Here is a 16,973-nt window from a genome sequence, read left to right on the forward strand (position 1 = left end):
TCTTCAGGACGTCATAAGCCAAAAGCGACACGCCCGTCGAATTCGCGCGCGCTACAAGCGAAGTCTTCGTATTACGTTGGACTATCCTACCAACTGCGCGAAATTTATTTGACACAAGCAACCTCAGAGAACCAGGGAACGGTCCCAGGCGCGACAATGCGTGGAAATGCCATTTGCATGATGGCAGTGGCGCTTTTCGCAACAGGATTTCCCGCCGCTGAGGTGCTTTTGGAAACCTGGGGTCCGATTTCACTGATTACGGCGCGGATCGTGCTTGCATGCGCCCTGTTGGCGCCTTTTTGGCTTCTGGTGGATGGATGGCAGAGGGTCGTCAATGCACCCTGGCTGCGGGCGCTCGGGATCGGAGCATTGGGCTTTGGTACCGGGACCGTATTGCTGCTGGTGCTTCAGGATTTCACAGATCCGATTACCGCTGTGCTAATTGCCGCCACCATGCCGGTCAGTGCTGTCGCTCTTGAGATATTGTTCGACGGACGGCGGATAACAAGAAACTTCCTACTGGGAACAGTTATGGTCTTGGTGGGCGGGTTTCTGGCAACCGGGGCTGATCTGCGCCAAGGAACATTCAGCGGTGGTGTGCTCTTTGGCGTACTATCCTCCGTGACCTTTGCCTGGGGGTCTCGAAAGACGGTCAAAGGGTTGCCGGAAATGTCTACATTCGGGCAAGGCACGTTGACGCTGATCGGGGCGATGCTGTTTTGCCTGGCCACGTTTGCAGTTTTTTGGGCGCTCGGTTTGTCCGGCACCGAGACGTCCAAACTCGGGCTTAAAGGCTGGTCAATGCTCCTGACCTACTCCTGGGCGGCGATGGCTGTAAGCCAGGCATTCTGGATTTTTGGTGTAACGCGCTTGGGCGTTGGCGTCGCTTCATTTCATCTCAACGCAGCGCCCTTCTACGTAATGCTCATCATGCTTGCCATTGGTGGCAGTTGGGACTGGAACCGAGCCTTCGGCGCGGCAGTGCTGGGTCTTGGTGTCATATTGGCGCAACGGCAAAGAGCTGGGTGAAAATCAACCAGAATAGACGAATGGCAGTTCTGCGCCCCTCGCGGACAAGTTAGCTTTCGTCTTCAAATGCCATTGCCATGCCATCAGCCTCACGTGTTAGTCTTGTTTTGGCTGACATTCATAAATAGGAGCCCACAACGTGCTTTGGCTTGAAGCAATGAGTTACATCGTTACGATCTTGGGTTTTCCAGCCGCAGTATTCGTGATTTGGCGCGAAGAACGGCTGCGCCGAAAAAACGAAATGAGCGAACTTCACCGAAATCTTTCCGAAGAATACGACAATTTCTTGCGGCTAGTGATGGAAAACTCTGACCTCCTTTTGCTGAGCCGTTCGAGTTTGCCAGAGCCTGTCTCTGATGAGCAGCAGGAACGGACTGAGGTGATTTTCAGAATGTTGGTCTCGTTGTTTGAGAAGGCATTTATTATCCTGCACACGGACGACATGGAGGGTGACGCCAGAAGGCGTTGGTCATCGTGGGAAGATGATATGATCGAATGGTGCCAGCGACAGGATTTTCGACAATCATTGCCCGGTTTGTTGGAGGGTGAAGACAAAGAGTTTACGCGATATCTGCTGAAGTTGTCCGAAACGTATGCCAAGTGAATTTTGGCGACGGTTTCGATAGCGAATTGATCGTTTAACGGCAGCAAAATCCGCATCGCTGACATGAGGAAACAACCGGTCGAGGTCCAAAGCGGGCATAATTGTTTGCTAGCCGGTTAGGGACGTTCAGGGTTATTTTGCGAGCACATCTATGACGGCAGTGAGAGCCTTGTCTTCAAGACCTTCATCCATGCCCTTTTGCGCCATCTCAACGAATAGACGAGGCAATTCGTCCCGAGCGCCAAGTGCCTCAAAACTAGCGAGAACATCCTCTAGCGCTGCGGCATAGGTCCGCATCGTTGCAGGTGGATCGTCATAGGTGGCTTGCGGCGCTGTTGCAGCGAAGTAGTCATAATAAGGCTTCATCATTCCCATAGAAATGGGCACGAGGTCTGCGAAGGTTTGAATTGGAATCCCCGCCTTCTTTGCGGCCAATGCGCCGTAAATCATGCCCCACATGAACCCCTGGCGAACCGTGAAAAGGCCTGCGAAAAGAGCCGCCAGCATTCCGGCTTGATCGCCTACATGGACTGAACCGCCGCCCATGGCTTTGATGATTGGGCCATGCGTCTCCCATTGTTCATCCGTTCCAACGACCGAGAGCACGGTGTCCCCATCTCCGATCATATGAGGGTAGGCGTTAATGATCCCGACCATCCATTGAGCGCCCGCGTCTTCTAGCAGTTGCGCCAAGTCTTCCGCTTCCTTGGCACCTCCGGTTGAGAGTTCAATTATGGTTTTACCCGGCAGAGCATTCGCGGCATTCGCCAGCAGTTCTATCGTCTGCGGATGCGACTTAACGCAGGTGATTGTGACGGGGCTGGCAGATATGGCCTCAGAAACTGTGGCAGCGGCAGTTGCTCCTTCAGAAACCAGAGCGGTCGCTTTTTCGGGTGTCCTATTCCAAACCGTTACTGAACGGCCTGCCTTCATCTGTGCTCGTGCCAGTGCTGTACCCATGGCCCCCAAACCGACTACTGAAATGTCCGTCATGCTCAACTCCCCAAGATAAATTACGCACCAAAAGCGGCGCGGTTTTGAATTACTGAGACGCCGTAAGTGTCTCTAAAAGGATCACCCTATTCGACAAATGGTTTGATTTCCTAAGTGTTTCTGTAGCGAGCCCCATCTAGAAACAGTGTACCAATTAATTGATATCGTCCTGAACAACTACTCTTTCCGCAAAGCAGAAGTCAGACTGGCTTACGGGTACGGCACTGCGGCGAACGCCAGCAAAACCCGCATAGCAGTCAACGGCTACAATGAGCCCATTTTGACAAATGCTGCATCAGGCACAAAGATCCGCTTCCAATCTAAATCAACAAGTGGACGGCTCTTTGGCACAAGGTGGATACTCGGATACGGGCTATCCAGCGCCACTTTCAGATTGAGATGTTTCGCGCTTTTTCGCGCAGGGCGAATTTCTGGATCTTGCCTGTCGATGTTCTGGGCAGATCCTGAAACACGAAGCGTTTTGGCGCTTTGAATCCCGCCAGGTGTTCCCGGCAAAAACCGATTAGCGAAGCTTCTTCGACGTTCGCGTTCTGCTTCAATTCAACGAATGCGCAGGGCACTTCGCCCCATTTGTCATGTGGCATGGCGACAACGGCGGCAACCGCGACAGCGGGATGACGATAGAGCGTTTCCTCAACTTCGATCGACGAAATATTCTCGCCACCTGAATTGATCACATCCTTTGAGCGGTCCTTGAGCTGGATATACCCATCAGGGTGTATCACCCCCAGATCGCCCGAGTGGAACCAGCCACCGGCAAAGGCGTCCTCGGTGGCAGCGAGATTGCGGAAATAGCCTTTCATCACGACATTGCCGCGAAACATGACTTCGCCCATGGTCTGACCATCGCGTGGCGCGGGCTGCATCGTTTCGGGGTCCAGAACGTCGAGCCCTTCCAGCGGCAGATAACGCACACCCTGGCGGGCTTTCAGCGCGGCCTGCCGTGCGGGTGGCAGATCCGACCAACCTTGGTGCCAATCATTGACGACCGCAGGGCCGTAGGTTTCCGTTAGCCCGTAAAGATGGGTGACATCGAACCCGGCCTCTTTCATATCCGCCAGCACCGATTCCGGCGGGGGCGCTGCGGCGGTGAAAAACTGAACCGGTTGATCAAGGTCGCGTTTGACGTCATCGGGTGCCGTGATCAGCAGCGACATCACGATGGGCGCGCCGCACAGATGGGTGACGCCTTCTTCGGCCAGCGCTGCCCAGATCGGTGAAGCCCGCACCTGACGCAGACACACATGGGTGCCGATGAGCGCCGACAGGGTCCAAGGGAAGCACCAGCCGTTGCAGTGGAACATCGGAAGGGTCCACAGATAGACTGCATGTTTGCGCATCGAGGTGGTTAGCGCATTGCCCTGTGCCAGCAGGTACGCGCCGCGGTGATGCGAAACAACACCCTTGGGGTCGCCGGTGGTGCCTGAGGTATAGTTGATCGAGATCGCATCCCATTCGTGAAGCGGCATCAACCAGTCGAAATCCGGGGTGCCTCGGGTCAGGAATTCCTCGTAATCGACGGCCTCGGCATCCGCCCGCTGACCGTTATATTCCGGATCGTCGTACTGGATCAGGATGGGCTTGACCGTGTTCAGCGCCAGAGCTTCTTGCATCAGCGGCATTAGTTCGCTGTCCACGATCACCAGTTTGGCCATTCCATGGTCAAGCTGGAACGCGATGATCGCTGCATCCAGCCGGATGTTGATCGAATGCAGCACCGCGCCACACATCGGGACGCCGTAGTGGCATTCCAGCATCGCGGGCGTATTGTGCAACAACACCGAGACCGTGTCACCGCGCCCGATCCCGTTCTTGGTCAAGGCCGAGGCAAGTTGCCGTGAGCGCGTGTAGAATTCCGCATAGTTGCGCCGCAGGCCCCCATGCACAATTGCCGCGTCGTCGGGGAAAACGCTGGCCGCGCGCTCAAGAAATGTCAGCGGTGTCAGCGGCTGGTAATTCGCCGGGTTGCGGTCCAGGCCGGTGTTGTAGGGGTTTTCAATACTCTGACTTACTTGTCCTGCCACAGGGGTGCGCGTTTTTCGATGAAGGCCTCGATACCTTCGGCGGCGTCTTGGGCCAGCATGTTTTCCACCATCACGCCCGAGGCGTAATCATAAGCCTCTGACAGGGGCATTTCGCGTTGCGCATAAAAGGCACGTTTGCCGGTGGCCAGCGTCATGCTCGATTTCGACGCGATCTTGCGCGCCATCTCCAGCGTGGCATCCTGGAGGGCTTCGGGCGCGACCACGCGATTGACCAGTCCGATTTCTGCAGCACGGGAGGCAGATGTCATGTCGCCGGTCAGCAGCATTTCCATCGCGTGTTTGCCGCTCACATTACGCGACAATGCGACCATCGGAGTCGAACAGAACAGCCCGATATGAACACCCGGCGTGCTGAACTGCGCCGTATCGGCAGCAATGGCCAGATCGCTGCTGGCCACCAGTTGGCATCCGGCTGCGGTGGCCACGCCTGTGACCTCGGCGATCACTGGCTTGGGGCAGTTGACAATCGTCTGCATCATCGCTGAACACATTGTCATGACCTTGGTGAAATAGGCGCGCCCACGATTCGAACCTGCCCGCCCGGCGGTCATTTCCTTGATGTCATGCCCAGCACAGAAAGCCGGGCCATTTGCGGCCAAAATGATGACCCGCACCGCTGGATCGGCGCCTGCTTCAACAAGCGCGGACCCGAGTTTTGCAAGCATCGCCTCGGACAGCGCGTTGCGCCGCCCCACATCGTTCAGGGTCAGGCGCAGGATGCCCTGGTCGTTCAGTTCACGCAGCAACATCTTGTGCGCCCTCTCGGAAATGCCTGACGGTCGGGCTGTGCAGGATGTTCACCTCTACGCTGTCGGCAAGCGTGTTGGCGATGAAACAGTATCGATGCGCGCGGTCCTGCATCTGCTCCATTTCCGCGTCACTGACCCGAAAACCGGTGTCGAACCGCACCACAGGGTGCAGGTCGATGCGGTTCACCGACATCTGCCCTTTCGGGTTCTTGCCCAGATGGGCCACGGCATAGTCGTGATAGCTGGCCACCGGCCAACCAGCCTTGGCGGCCAGCGCGAGGAAGGTCAGCATGTGACAGCTGGACAGCGCCGAGGCGAGGGCCTGTTCGGGGTTGGTACAGGCAGGATCGCCACCGTAATCCGGGGCGGCATCCACCTGAACGTCATAATTGTTGTTGAACTGAACCGAATGCGCGGCAGTGTAGGCGCCGGGCTTCAGATCGGGCTCTATGCGCTGCCAATGTAGCTCTATCGAGATATCGGACATGTCTTTGGTTCCTTGTCCCGGCCATCAGGCAGCGGCGAGCGATTTCTTGGGGTCGTAGAACGGGCGCTCCACGATGGTGGCGCGTTCCGTTCCGGCGTCGTTCACAACGCCCGATCTGTTCACCACTTCGACTTCGGCACCCAAATTGACATGCTCTGCCGCGACCATCGCCAACGCGATGTTCTGTCCAAGACGCGGCGAATAGACGGCAGACGTAACCTTGCCGATGATCACGCCATCCTTCTTGATCGCCCAGAACGAGGTGTTCGGCCCTTTCAGCGGTTCGCCGTCGATGATCAAACCGACCTGTTTGCGGCTCACGCCTTCTTCTTTGATGCGGCGCAGCGCAGACTTTCCGATGAACTCCGCGTCGATATCAAGGTTCACCAGCCGGTCGAGGCCCAATTCATAGGGGTTGGTGTTGATGTCGGCATCCGCATGATAGGACAGCATGCCGCCCTCAATCCGGCGGATCGAAGAGGTATGGCCGGGTTTCAGATCGAAAGGCGCACCTGCCGCCATGATCTTTTCCCACAGCTCATCGCCGCGCGATCCGTCCTGCAGGTAGAGCTCGTAGCCCAGTTCGCTGGACCAGCCGGTGCGTGACACGATGAGCGGGATACCGTCGAGTTCAACTTCGCGCAGCCAGTAGTATTTCAGATCCATGATGCTGTCGCCGAAAAGTGCCTTCATCACCTCGCCCGATTTTGGACCCTGCAGTTGCAGCGGCGAGACATCCGGTTCGCAGATTTTGACATCCATGCCAGAATGCACTGCCACGCCCTGCGCCCAGAGCAGAATGTCGCTGTCGGCCAGTGAAATCCAGAAATGGTTTTCCGCAAGGCGCAGAAGGATCGGGTCATTCAACAGGCCGCCATCGGTATTGGTGATCAGGATGTATTTGCATTGCCCGACAGACATTTTCGACAGGTCACGCGGGGTCAGCATCTGCACGAAACGCGCCGCGTCCGGGCCGGTGATCTCGACCTGGCGCTCGACGGCAACGTCACACAGGATCGCATCATTCACAAGGTTCCAGAAGTTCTGTTCCGGATTGCCGAAATCACGCGGAATATACATGTGGTTGTAAACAGAGAACCCCTTGGCACCCCAGCGAACAGTAGCGTCGAAATAGGGGGATTTACGGATCTGTGTGCCGAAGCCGAAGTCTTCTGAATTGGTCATGATGTTCGCCTTAGAAATCGCGTGGTCCGTCCGGCCATCGCATGTTGGAAACTGGCGATTATCTATGCCGGGACGATGCAAAAAAGTGGGCTGAAAACGCGTGGCTTTCAGACCGAACGGACCAATTTTGAGGCTTCGGAAAGACCGTTTGGACGCTTGGTGTTACTTACCTGCGTTGGCCACTAGTGTTGCAAGATTCGGCTGGCTGGATTTGACCTGCCTGGTGGCGATGTATGTCATGTAGCGGTCAATCTCGACATCCGCCGACAGCAGGGTCTCCATCAGAGTCTGAAACGCCGCAAGACTGGGAGTCGCCGTCTTCATCACATAGTCCATCCCACCCCCCGTGGCGATGCATTCCGTCACCTCGTCCAGACCCCTGATAGCCGCCTCGAAACGATCAAAATCCGCCTTGCGGTGATGGGTCAGAGAAACGGTCACGATAACTTCGGTGAAATCAACGATCTGGTCCAATGCGAGGTCTGCGTGATATCCGCGGATGTACCCCGCAGCCTTCAACTTGTCCAAGCGCGCCCAGCATGGCGTTGGCGACAGGTTCACAAGCTCAGCCAGTTTGGTCTTGCTCAGCTGCCCATGCTGTTGAACCGCGTTTAGGATGCGAATATCCGTCGCGTCAAGGCCGGTCTTTTTCATTCGCTCTCAACTTTCGCTTCGTCTCTCGACAACCGAGCCCACCGACAGACCACGGCTTTGATAATCTAATCTTCGCTGCAGATAAACTGTGATTCGACATTCGAAGCTTCTACAGAAAGTGCCGACAATCGTGCAATCTCAATAACAGCGCGCCTCGGTTCCAAATAACTGCCATTGGGGCTTACGCAGCGAACAATCAGTTTGTCCCGCAAAGCCGGCACCCGATGATCGAAGCTACGACGTTAGCGCGTTCTACCGTTGCCCCAATTGAACGCTGGCAACGGCCCGGACGTCCACGTTCCGTATCTGACCCAACGGTCCGGAGCTTATGTCCGCCACGCCTGTGCCCTCGTTCAGCTATCGCCCGCACCCGGTCCGCCGGGGCGGAACCAGACCCGCGGGCCACCCAACCCGAAACCGCCATGGGATTCGTCATTCACGATCTGGCGCGGGAAATGGATCACCGGCGCCAGCGTGGCGTCGCTCGCGCGCCAGGGCCGCTTGGTCACGGTGCAATTCGCCTCTTGCCCAGCGTAATCTGCCGCTGGATCAACCCGCCTCATATAGAGGAAATTACCCAGGATACGCTCGCGCCCCATATAGATCGACCCGGTGCCCAACACCTGATGTTCGGCCAGCTTGGTCAATGCCGATTGCTCGCGGCTCATTGCCCAGACGCCACAGACCTGGGTCAGCCCGCCCGCCTCGCGCACATCCGCCGCCACGCTCAGGCCACCCCCGGAAGTATAGGTGCCGCCACCGACCGAGGGCGTGCTGCTCAGACGCGCGACCGAATCCATGCGCGGGCTGGCGCAGGACGCGCCGATCAGCGCAATCGCACAAAATACTATGCTGCGAAGTCTCATCCGATCCCTCTGGTCCACACGGCATCATCGCCACGTTTCAACCTAACGCAATTGGCGTGATCTTCAATCGGATCAGCAAACACCGGACCCCCCGGGGCATCGCCGCCTCTAGGGGCACATGATCGGCACCATGTAGCCCGCCGGCATGCGCTTGTGCCCCATCACCGAGGCCGGGCGCGAGGTATCGACCACGCAACCGGTTGAATCGCGCATATATTCCGAAAACCCACGGCTGTTGAGGTGGCGCAGCCGGGGCAAATCCGCCCCGCGTCCTGCCGGAGACACGCTCATATAGGTCGAATAGGGTGACGGGTGCGTGAGTTTCAGATCGTAGGAGCGGAACTGAGGCTCTTGCGATGTGCCAGCACAGGCCGATACCGCGAAAAGAGCGGGATAAACGATATGCCGGGCCGAAATCACCAGTCACCTCCGAAACAAGCTGAAACTACGCTTCAAGGCTACGGCATCCCCCTGCCCCGCACAACGACTAGGTAAATACATCGTTAACGCCGACAGACCGGCCAGAGGCATGCATCACCCCTCTTGCCTTTTGGTAAGTAATTACTTACGGTAAGTTATGACTTACGTTAATACATTCACGGCCCTCGCCGACCCGACCCGCCGTGCGGTATTCGAAGCGGTGGCCAGACAGCCGCAAAGTGTCGCTGAGCTGGCGCGCGATCAACCGGTCAGCCGCCCGGCCGTGTCACAACACCTTAAAGTGCTGGTCGAGGCCGGGCTGGTCAAAGCCACGCCGCAGGGCACAAGGCGCATCTACACGCTGGACCGGACCGGGCTGACCTCATTACGCAACTACCTTGATCAATTCTGGACAGACACGCTTGGCGCCTATGCCGCCGAAGTGCACCGCCAATCCACCAAACACTGAAAGGCCATTTCATGCTCGACCCCGTTGTCAAAACCATCGACGTCCCCTGCCCGCAGCAACGCGCGTTCGAGATCTTTGTGGACATACCTTCATGGTGGCCTCTCGATAAACGCTCGATGTCGCTTTACCAGGCCGGCGGCCCGGCCAAATCGCTGAGTGTCGAGGCGCATCAGGGCGGCCGGATTGTCGAACTGGCGGCGGATGATGTCGAACATCACTGGGGCACGTTCCGGGTGTTCGACCCGCATGCCCACCTGCAACTGGATTTCCACATGGGGCTTCCGGCCGATCAATGCGGGCAGGTCGATGTCACCTTCACCCCAATTGATACCGGCACCACGCGCGTCGAACTGGTGCATAGCAACTGGGAGGGTTATGGCGACATGGCCGAGATGATGCTCAACGGCTATGGCAGCAGCTGGGGCATGCTCTTTGGCGAACATTACGCCGCCGCCTGCACAGGCTGACGCGGCCTTATTCCACCGTCACATGGCCGCTGAAACGGTCGCGCGCCACGCTGCGAATGACGTCTGCCACCCGCGCGATCACCGCACCGTGGGCCGAGCGTCTGCGCCAGACCAGTCCGATCGACCGGGTGAACCGATTCCGGCGGAACGGCAATACCGCCACATCCCCCAACTCTAGCGGAATCTCCGACAGCACGTACAGTGATGGCAACAGGCAGACGCCCATATTCAGCGCCGTCATCTGCCGCAGCGCATCCAGACTGGTGCCCTCGTAATCCTGCCGCAACGTGGCACCCACCTCGTCACACAGGCCGCGAATTTGCTCATGCAGCACATAGGCGTTCGACAGCGCCAGAACATCCTGCCCCGACAGGTCGGCATCTTCGGCAGATGTCCGCCCCGCCAACGGATGATCCTGCGCCACCACCAGTTTGAGCGGTTCGCGAAACAGCCGCCGGGCCTCCACGTCTCCGGAATTCACCGGCAGCTGCGTCAGGATCAGATCGTGCCGTCCCGCCAGCAACTCATCACGCAGGACCAGCGGGGCGGCATCCCGGATAATGATCTTGAGGCCCGGAAATTCCCGCCGCAGCCGCCGCACGGCAAAGGGCAGGATGTACGGCCCCAGCGTCGGCGTCGAGCCCAGCCGGATCGTGCCCCCGGCCCCGTGCCGCAGCGCCTCGGGCACGGCCTCCAGCGCTGAAACCTCGTCCAGCACGCGGCGCGCATGGGTCAGCACTTCGCGCCCCGCCGGGCTCAGCACCGCACCGCGCCGGCCCCGTTCGACCAGCTCCAGCCCCATCGCCGCCTCCAGGTTGACAATCTGCTGGCTCAGCGACGGCTGACTGACCCCCATCCGCTCGGCCGCACGCCGATAATGCCGCGCCTCGGCCAGCGCCGCGAAATACCGCAACTGCCGCAATGTGATCTCATCTGCCATGCTGTCCTCCGGCCACTTGCCAGTAAGATAGGTTTTTCAAATCAAACTTTCACGTTCAATAGGATTAAAAAATTCCAAATCATCCCGATATCTACTGCACAAGGGCGCAATCCCGCGCCCCACCCCAAGACAGGAGACTGCCGATGCCCGAGAGGAAAATCTCACACCGTTCCCTTGCCACCCGGATCGAAGCGCTGCGCCGCCGCCACCGCGAACTGGATGACAAGGTTTCACGCGAACAGGTGCGAAACTGGTCCGACCCCTCTCTGATCAAACGCCTCAAACAGGAACGCCTGCACCTGCGTGACGCGATCCGGGGCGCACAGGCGCTCTTGTCACGGGCAACATCACGCCCTCCGCAGACGGCCATCTGATCGCAACCACGATCGGTCCAACAGGGAGAACGACACCGATGATTTGGCCCTTCTACATGGGCGTGATGTCTGCCCGTTTCTTTCAAAGCCGCGACATCGACGGGTTGTCCGAAGCACTGACCGACCCACCCGACCCTCTGCCCGGTAAGGTATAGCCCTCACTTCCCCGAACCGGGTCGGACCGCGCGGGTGCTGACATATACTGCGGACATCGCGCCGCCTGCCGGACAACCCGGCGCACATGCCAGCACCCGCGCTCTCGCGCAAACCGAAATTCATGTCCCCCCTGACCCCGGTACTCCGGGGTCTTTTTTTGTCTGCCCCCGCCGCCAAAACAGCCGCAGACACCTGCATACCTGTCGGAAATCGCCTTTTACGTGCCCCCCGCCCCATGCTAAGCCGCGCAGGCACCATGAGTGGAGTGGGCAAGATGAGCAATGAAATCAGACTGGCGTTCGAACATCCCGCCGAACGCGCAGACGCCACGGCCCCCGACGGACCGCTGGATCGCATCTCCTTGCGCGACCACATTGTCGAGGTCGAGATCGGCGCGTTCCAGGCCGAACGCGGCACCACGCAGCGCATCTGCTTTAATGTCGTGGTCGAGGTACGCCCGATCACCGGTGCCGTCGATGACGACGTCGATCGTATCCTGTCCTATGACCGGGTGACCGAAGCCATCGCCGCCGAACTGGCCGAAGAGCGTCTGAACCTGCTCGAAACCCTTGCCGGTCGCATCGCCGAACGGATCCTGCTGGAACCGCAGGCCGTGCGCACCTTCGTGCGGATCGAAAAACTCGATCGCGGACCGGGCGCGTTGGGCGTTGAGATCGTCCGTTCCGTGGATGACCTCGCAACCAAGCCGGTGGCGCATCACGCCGATACCACGCCGCACCCGCATGTGGTGTTTCTAACCAATACCGCGATCCGCTCGCCCAATCTGGCCTCCTGGCTCGATCAGCTCGAAGCCCGAGCTGAACCGGTGATCCTCTGCGTCGGCTTGCCCGATGTCGAAAGCCCGAAAACCGGCCACAAGATGACCCAGCGGCGGGTTGATCTGCTGGCCATCGAACAAAATGCCTGGGTGCTGGCAGGCCGCGATGACCGCTGCGTGGTGGTCGACACGCGGACAGAGCTGGACTGGGCGATGAAAAACGGTCAGATCAGCGTCTGGGCCCCGTCAAAGATCGTGCTGGATGCGGTTGACGGGCCGACCATAGGCCCCAACGACCCGGTCGCACTTGCCGCATGGTTCTCGGGCCATATCGAGGCATCCGACTTGCTTCTGATCGGTGAACGCCCGCCCATGCAATCGCCCGTGCCCGTGCTGGTGCAGGACATCGCCCAATCGGGGCTATGAAAAATCTCTGGCACCGTTTGCCCGGCTTGTCCGTCTTGTCCGGGTCGCGGCCTTCCTCTCTGCGCGCGGCTGATAAATGATGACCTACTACCGACCCATTGCCCGCACCGATCACGCCCGACCAGATGGTGCCCTTTCGCTTGCCGGGGGCTGGACCTGGTTCGACATGGCCGAGGCAATCACCCGTGATGCCCCCTCGCGTCTGATCCCTGCGTCCAGCTTGCCCGAAAAGGTGCGCCAGCGTCTGACTGCCGCGCGTGCGCCGATCTGCGGTCTCAGTTTCGGTCGGCCGCGCCTGATGGGCATCCTCAACGTCACGCCGGACAGTTTCTCGGATGGTGGCCGCCACAACGCTCCCGATCAGGCCATCGCCCATACCGGTATGATGGTGGCCGCCGGGGCCGATATGATCGACGTGGGCGGCGAATCCACCCGCCCCGGGGCCGAACCGGTGCCGATTGACGCCGAAATCTCCCGAACCGCGCCGGTGATTGCCGCCATCCGCGCGGCACATGATGTGCCGATCTCCATCGACACCCGCAAGACCCCGGTGGCGCAGGCCGCATATCAGTCAGGCGCCGCGCTGGTCAACGATGTGGCGGGCTTCACCTTCGACGACACGCTTGCCCCCTTCTGTGCGGCGAATGACCTGCCGGTCTGCGTCATGCATTCCCAGGGCCGCCCCGAAACGATGCAGATCGACCCGCGCTACGATCATCCCGCGCTCGATATCTACGACTGGCTATCCGAGCGGGTCGAGGCGTTGGTGGCCACAGGTATTCCCCGCGATCAGATTATCGTCGATCCCGGCATCGGCTTCGGCAAGACCCGTGCGCACAATCTGACGCTGCTGCAAAACCTGTCGCTTTTTCACGGTCTCGGCTGCCCGGTTCTGCTGGGCGCGTCGCGCAAACGCTTCATCGGCGATCTCTCTGGTGTCAGCGAGGCATCGGAACGTATTCCCGGCTCACTCGCCGTGGCCCTTGCCGGGGTCGCTCAGGGGATGCAGATACTGCGTATCCACGATGTCGCCGAAACCGCCGCCGCGATCAAACTCTGGCGTGCCGCGACCCAAGGCGTTAGCGAATAGTTACCCCCACCGCACGGTTAGGGCCTAATCCGGGGCCCGAGTTACAACAATCCGCGTACACAATGTACACAGTTGCAACTTCAGCCGCGCCCGAAGAGCCGCCGAAGCTTGCCCAACTGGCTCAGTGCCACACCACCCAGAATCAGCACCATCCCCAACAGCAGGCTGGGTGGCAACGGCTCGGCCAGAACAAGGGCGCCCAGCACGACCGACCAGAGCGGCACCTGGTAATTCACAAGGCTCATAAAGACCGGCCCGGCATCGCGGATCACCTGCGTCAACAGCAATTGCGCCACGCCCGTGGGCAGGATACCCAGGTAAAGAAGTGCTAGAATAACTTTTAAATTCAACGCACTAGGCGAACCCTCGTAGATCAGTGCCAGCGGTAATGAGACGACGCTCGCGACGCAAAGTGCGGCGGCCGACAGCGACAGCATGTTGACCTCGGGGCACAGCCGGGTCGAGATGGAACCGATTGCATAGCAGGCCGAAGCTGCGACACAGGAAAATCTTGCCAGTGATTCCAGATCATTACCGGTCGAAGCGAAGGCATTTGGGCCGATCAGGATGATCACCCCTATTGTGCCGATGGCAAAGCCGATCGACCGCCGCAATGTCATGCTTTCTCCTGGCACGAACACATGCGCCAGCGGCAGAACCAGCAGCGGTACCACAGCCATGCAGACCCCGGCGAAACCCGAGGCAACCGAAAGCTGCGCCCAGGACAGCATCGTGAATGGGATTGCGTTTGAAAACAGCCCCATGACGATTGCGAAAATCCAGATTTTACCGCCATTCTCGGCCCGTGGAGATGGCAGGCCGATCCCCTTAACACCACATAAGATAACAAGAAAAACAGCACCCAGGGTCAGGCGCGTCGCCACCAGCGTTAAGGGCCCCACCCCCTCCAGAGCGATACTCACAAACATGAAGGACGCGCCCCAAATCATGGCCAGCACGACGATTTTCAACCAGTTGATGGGACGTATGGGGATCATTTACTCGGCTCACCTAAGACGGAAAAGACCCCAGCCACAGGCCGGGGTCACTCCAATTCGCTTCGATACAGATAGAACTATTGTCAGGTGGGTGAAACCACCAAAATCAGTTCTTTTCCTGATCGACGAGTTTACCGGCGGAAATCCAAGGCATCATCGCCCGCAGCTTGCGGCCAACCTCTTCAATCTGATGTTCGTCATTCAGGCGACGCGTCCCCTTGAAGAACGGCTGCCCAACCGCATTTTCCTGCATGAAATCACGTACAAACGCGCCTTTCTGAATGTCGGTCAGGATGGCTTTCATCTCTTTCTTGGTCTGCTCATAGGGCAGAACGCGAGGACCGCTGACATATTCGCCATACTCGGCCGTGTTCGAGATCGAGTAGTTCATGTTGGCAATGCCGCCTTCATAGATCAGGTCGACGATCAGCTTCACCTCGTGCAGACATTCGAAATAGGCCATTTCGGGCGCATAACCTGCCTCAACCAGCGTTTCAAAGCCACAGCGGATCAGTTCGACCAGGCCGCCACACAGAACCGCCTGCTCACCAAAGAGGTCGGTTTCGCATTCCTCGCGGAAGTTGGTTTCGATCACGCCCGAGCGTCCGCCACCGATGGCCGAACAGTAAGAAAGCCCTATTTCCAATGCCTTACCGGACGCATCTGTGTTAACCGCTACAAGGCAAGGCACGCCGCCGCCTTTGACATATTCGCCGCGCACGGTGTGACCGGGGCCCTTGGGCGCCATCATGATCACGTCAACGCCTTCCTTGGGTTCGATCAACCCGAAATGCACGTTCAGACCGTGGGCAAAGGCAATCGCCGCGCCGGGTTTGATATTGTCATGTACGTATTTCTTATAGGTTTCGGCCTGCAATTCGTCAGGCATCGTGAACATGATGACGTCGCACCACGCCGCCGCCTCGGCAATGCCCATGACGGTCAGGCCTTCGCCTTCGGCTTTCTTGGCACTGGCCGAACCTTCACGCAGGGCAACAACAAGATTTTTTGCCCCTGAATCCCGTAGGTTAAGAGCGTGGGCGTGGCCTTGGGAACCATAGCCCAAAATAGCTACTTTCTTGTCCTTGATCAGGTTGATATCGCAATCGCGGTCGTAATAAACGCGCATCGGTGTCTCCTTCAGAGTGTGTCTGACGTCAATCTACTCTTCGCCACAGGATTTTCTGGACAAAAGACATTTAAATTTTCGATTTTGTGTAATATTCATTCGTCAAATTGCTAATTTGGTAAAATTACATGCTTGATGATACGGATCGACGCATATTACGGCACTATCAGCATGACGCCAGCCTCGGCCCTGCCGAACTGGCCGAGCTTGCCGGTGTCACGCCCGCCACCTGCACACGACGGCTGGACCGGATGGCTGACGCGGGTTTCATCAAGGCCAATCGTGCAGTGATCGACTGGCGCGCGTTGGGCTATGAGGTCGAGGTTTCCCTGCGCGTCACGCTGGACAAGACTCAGCCCCGTGCCTTTGATGAATTCATGTCCGCCGCTCGGGATGTCCCGGATGTTATTGAGATTCAGACATTTTTGGGACGGGTCGATGTGCGTTTGTCAGTCATTGCCCGCGACATGGCGCATTATCAGCAGATCTATCGCAGCGCCATCCTGACCCTGCCCCATATCGCCGATATCGAGGCGCTGATGCATGTCGCACGCATCAAGTCGGACGAGGTTCTGCCCCTATGATCGAGCTGGACACAACCGACCGCCTGATTCTGCGCGCGCTCACTCAGGACGCCACCCAAACCGCCAGCGCCCTTGGCCGCAGCTTGGGTCTGTCACAGCCCGCCACCTGGCGGCGCATCCGCAGGCTTTACGATAGTGGTGTGATCAATGGTCAACGCCTGGATCTCGATCGCGAAAAACTGGGATTTGGTGTCACTGTCTTTCTGGGCGTGAAGCTGGCCACCAAGGGCCGGGTCAGTCTTGAAGATTTCGAACGCGCCGTCACAGCCATCCCCGAGGTGCAAACGGTGGAACATATACTGGGCGTTTATGACTATCGCTTACGTATCGTTGCTCGCGACATCTCTGATTTCGAACGTATTTTGCGTCGCCGTATCATGATGTTACCGGGCGTTGGTGATGTTGAGGCAAACGTGCTTCTCAGCGAAGAACGCCGCCCGGGTCCCATCGGCTGAATTGTCGAAAACTTGGCTCAATCTGGCGGCTTTTCGGGGTGCCCCTACAAGCGC

20 protein-coding genes are annotated in these 16,973 nt (G+C 58.4%); 9 read left to right on the plus strand and 11 right to left on the minus strand.

Features of this window, described 5'->3' with window-relative positions:
- The first annotated feature begins 156 nt into the window (after positions 1–156).
- Both Q1B27_RS05435 and Q1B27_RS05440 read left to right on the plus strand, forming a co-directional pair.
- Entirely contained in the window at positions 157–1,029 is an 873-nt protein-coding gene (locus tag Q1B27_RS05435; RefSeq protein WP_299844699.1) for a DMT family transporter, read from the plus strand.
- 139 nt (positions 1,030–1,168) lie between these two features.
- Positions 1,169–1,633: a hypothetical protein gene (locus tag Q1B27_RS05440; RefSeq protein ID WP_299844702.1), complete on the plus strand. Its 465-nt coding sequence runs from the start codon at positions 1,169–1,171 to the stop codon at positions 1,631–1,633.
- A 132-nt stretch (positions 1,634–1,765) separates the two neighbouring features.
- On the opposite strand, the gene Q1B27_RS05445 is transcribed toward Q1B27_RS05440, so the two are convergent.
- From Q1B27_RS05445 to Q1B27_RS05480, 8 genes are all read right to left on the minus strand, one after another.
- Positions 1,766–2,632 carry an NAD(P)-dependent oxidoreductase gene (locus Q1B27_RS05445; RefSeq protein WP_367181333.1) on the minus strand — a complete coding sequence of 289 codons (867 nt, stop codon included), beginning with the start codon at positions 2,630–2,632 and terminating at the stop codon, positions 1,766–1,768.
- A 383-nt stretch (positions 2,633–3,015) separates the two neighbouring features.
- Complete coding sequence (locus Q1B27_RS05450) at positions 3,016–4,671, minus strand: acyl-CoA synthetase (protein WP_299844708.1); 1,656 nt, start codon at positions 4,669–4,671, stop codon at positions 3,016–3,018.
- The gene (locus Q1B27_RS05455) at positions 4,656–5,441 is read right to left on the minus strand and encodes an enoyl-CoA hydratase (RefSeq protein ID WP_299844711.1); all 786 of its coding nucleotides are present in this window, start codon (positions 5,439–5,441) and stop codon (positions 4,656–4,658) included. The genes Q1B27_RS05450 and Q1B27_RS05455 overlap by 16 nt, the downstream gene beginning before the upstream one ends.
- Positions 5,428–5,928, minus strand: a complete 501-nt coding sequence (locus Q1B27_RS05460; RefSeq protein WP_299844714.1) for an OsmC family protein — start codon at positions 5,926–5,928, stop codon at positions 5,428–5,430. The genes Q1B27_RS05455 and Q1B27_RS05460 overlap by 14 nt, the downstream gene beginning before the upstream one ends.
- Before the next feature lie 24 nt (positions 5,929–5,952).
- Entirely contained in the window at positions 5,953–7,113 is a 1,161-nt protein-coding gene (locus Q1B27_RS05465; protein WP_299844717.1) for a glycine cleavage T C-terminal barrel domain-containing protein, read from the minus strand.
- Between the two features lie 162 nt (positions 7,114–7,275).
- Positions 7,276–7,767: an Lrp/AsnC family transcriptional regulator gene (locus Q1B27_RS05470; protein WP_299844720.1), complete on the minus strand. Its 492-nt coding sequence runs from the start codon at positions 7,765–7,767 to the stop codon at positions 7,276–7,278.
- Positions 7,768–8,120: 353 nt separating this feature from the next.
- Positions 8,121–8,633 (minus strand): hypothetical protein, encoded by a 513-nt coding sequence (locus tag Q1B27_RS05475; protein ID WP_299844723.1) that lies wholly within the window; start codon positions 8,631–8,633, stop codon positions 8,121–8,123.
- A 108-nt stretch (positions 8,634–8,741) separates the two neighbouring features.
- Positions 8,742–9,053: a hypothetical protein gene (locus Q1B27_RS05480; RefSeq protein WP_299844726.1), complete on the minus strand. Its 312-nt coding sequence runs from the start codon at positions 9,051–9,053 to the stop codon at positions 8,742–8,744.
- A 157-nt stretch (positions 9,054–9,210) separates the two neighbouring features.
- Between Q1B27_RS05480 and Q1B27_RS05485 the strand changes: the two genes are divergently transcribed.
- On the plus strand, positions 9,211–9,522 hold the full coding sequence (locus Q1B27_RS05485) for a helix-turn-helix transcriptional regulator (RefSeq protein WP_299844729.1): 312 nt from the start codon (positions 9,211–9,213) through the stop codon (positions 9,520–9,522).
- Between the two features lie 11 nt (positions 9,523–9,533).
- Positions 9,534–9,989, plus strand: a complete 456-nt coding sequence (locus Q1B27_RS05490; RefSeq protein WP_299844732.1) for an SRPBCC domain-containing protein — start codon at positions 9,534–9,536, stop codon at positions 9,987–9,989.
- A gap of 7 nt (positions 9,990–9,996) precedes the next feature.
- On the opposite strand, the gene Q1B27_RS05495 is transcribed toward Q1B27_RS05490, so the two are convergent.
- A complete protein-coding gene (locus tag Q1B27_RS05495) occupies positions 9,997–10,929 on the minus strand; it encodes a hydrogen peroxide-inducible genes activator (protein ID WP_299844735.1) in 933 nt (310 codons plus the stop codon).
- 143 nt (positions 10,930–11,072) lie between these two features.
- On the opposite strand from Q1B27_RS05495, the gene Q1B27_RS05500 reads away from it, so the two are divergent.
- The 3 genes from Q1B27_RS05500 (at position 11,073) to folP (ending at position 13,753) form a co-directional block, all read left to right on the plus strand.
- The gene (locus tag Q1B27_RS05500) at positions 11,073–11,303 is read left to right on the plus strand and encodes a YdcH family protein (RefSeq protein ID WP_299844738.1); all 231 of its coding nucleotides are present in this window, start codon (positions 11,073–11,075) and stop codon (positions 11,301–11,303) included.
- 430 nt (positions 11,304–11,733) lie between these two features.
- The gene (locus tag Q1B27_RS05505; protein WP_299844741.1) at positions 11,734–12,663 is read left to right on the plus strand and encodes a dihydroneopterin aldolase; all 930 of its coding nucleotides are present in this window, start codon (positions 11,734–11,736) and stop codon (positions 12,661–12,663) included.
- 79 nt (positions 12,664–12,742) lie between these two features.
- Positions 12,743–13,753, plus strand: coding sequence for a dihydropteroate synthase (gene folP / locus Q1B27_RS05510; protein ID WP_299844744.1), 1,011 nt, complete (start codon positions 12,743–12,745; stop codon positions 13,751–13,753).
- An 80-nt stretch (positions 13,754–13,833) separates the two neighbouring features.
- Here the strand turns inward: folP and Q1B27_RS05515 are convergent, their stop codons facing one another.
- Both Q1B27_RS05515 and ilvC read right to left on the minus strand, forming a co-directional pair.
- Complete coding sequence (locus Q1B27_RS05515) at positions 13,834–14,751, minus strand: DMT family transporter (protein ID WP_299844747.1); 918 nt, start codon at positions 14,749–14,751, stop codon at positions 13,834–13,836.
- A gap of 106 nt (positions 14,752–14,857) precedes the next feature.
- Positions 14,858–15,880 carry a ketol-acid reductoisomerase gene (gene ilvC, locus Q1B27_RS05520; RefSeq protein WP_299844750.1) on the minus strand — a complete coding sequence of 341 codons (1,023 nt, stop codon included), beginning with the start codon at positions 15,878–15,880 and terminating at the stop codon, positions 14,858–14,860.
- Positions 15,881–16,008: 128 nt separating this feature from the next.
- On the opposite strand from ilvC, the gene Q1B27_RS05525 reads away from it, so the two are divergent.
- Both Q1B27_RS05525 and Q1B27_RS05530 read left to right on the plus strand, forming a co-directional pair.
- On the plus strand, positions 16,009–16,464 hold the full coding sequence (locus Q1B27_RS05525; RefSeq protein ID WP_299844753.1) for an Lrp/AsnC family transcriptional regulator: 456 nt from the start codon (positions 16,009–16,011) through the stop codon (positions 16,462–16,464).
- On the plus strand, positions 16,461–16,919 hold the full coding sequence (locus Q1B27_RS05530; RefSeq protein WP_299844756.1) for an Lrp/AsnC family transcriptional regulator: 459 nt from the start codon (positions 16,461–16,463) through the stop codon (positions 16,917–16,919). The genes Q1B27_RS05525 and Q1B27_RS05530 overlap by 4 nt, the downstream gene beginning before the upstream one ends.
- Positions 16,920–16,973: the final 54 nt, after the last annotated feature.

The organism is uncultured Roseovarius sp., assembly GCF_947489715.1.
Taxonomy (GTDB): Bacteria; Pseudomonadota; Alphaproteobacteria; order Rhodobacterales; family Rhodobacteraceae; genus Roseovarius.

Coding starts and splice junctions, on each gene's coding strand:
- Q1B27_RS05460 (WP_299844714.1), bottom strand. CDS start 5,928: ATGTCCGATATCTCGATAGAGCTACATTGGCAGCGCATAGAGCCCGAT.
- Q1B27_RS05500 (WP_299844738.1), top strand. CDS start 11,073: ATGCCCGAGAGGAAAATCTCACACCGTTCCCTTGCCACCCGGATCGAA.
- ilvC (WP_299844750.1), bottom strand. CDS start 15,880: ATGCGCGTTTATTACGACCGCGATTGCGATATCAACCTGATCAAGGAC.
- Q1B27_RS05515 (WP_299844747.1), bottom strand. CDS start 14,751: ATGATCCCCATACGTCCCATCAACTGGTTGAAAATCGTCGTGCTGGCC.
- Q1B27_RS05495 (WP_299844735.1), bottom strand. CDS start 10,929: ATGGCAGATGAGATCACATTGCGGCAGTTGCGGTATTTCGCGGCGCTG.
- Q1B27_RS05505 (WP_299844741.1), top strand. CDS start 11,734: ATGAGCAATGAAATCAGACTGGCGTTCGAACATCCCGCCGAACGCGCA.
- Q1B27_RS05530 (WP_299844756.1), top strand. CDS start 16,461: ATGATCGAGCTGGACACAACCGACCGCCTGATTCTGCGCGCGCTCACT.
- Q1B27_RS05490 (WP_299844732.1), top strand. CDS start 9,534: ATGCTCGACCCCGTTGTCAAAACCATCGACGTCCCCTGCCCGCAGCAA.
- Q1B27_RS05525 (WP_299844753.1), top strand. CDS start 16,009: ATGCTTGATGATACGGATCGACGCATATTACGGCACTATCAGCATGAC.
- Q1B27_RS05435 (WP_299844699.1), top strand. CDS start 157: ATGCGTGGAAATGCCATTTGCATGATGGCAGTGGCGCTTTTCGCAACA.
- Q1B27_RS05465 (WP_299844717.1), bottom strand. CDS start 7,113: ATGACCAATTCAGAAGACTTCGGCTTCGGCACACAGATCCGTAAATCC.
- Q1B27_RS05455 (WP_299844711.1), bottom strand. CDS start 5,441: ATGTTGCTGCGTGAACTGAACGACCAGGGCATCCTGCGCCTGACCCTG.
- Q1B27_RS05485 (WP_299844729.1), top strand. CDS start 9,211: ATGACTTACGTTAATACATTCACGGCCCTCGCCGACCCGACCCGCCGT.
- folP (WP_299844744.1), top strand. CDS start 12,743: ATGACCTACTACCGACCCATTGCCCGCACCGATCACGCCCGACCAGAT.
- Q1B27_RS05475 (WP_299844723.1), bottom strand. CDS start 8,633: ATGAGACTTCGCAGCATAGTATTTTGTGCGATTGCGCTGATCGGCGCG.
- Q1B27_RS05470 (WP_299844720.1), bottom strand. CDS start 7,767: ATGAAAAAGACCGGCCTTGACGCGACGGATATTCGCATCCTAAACGCG.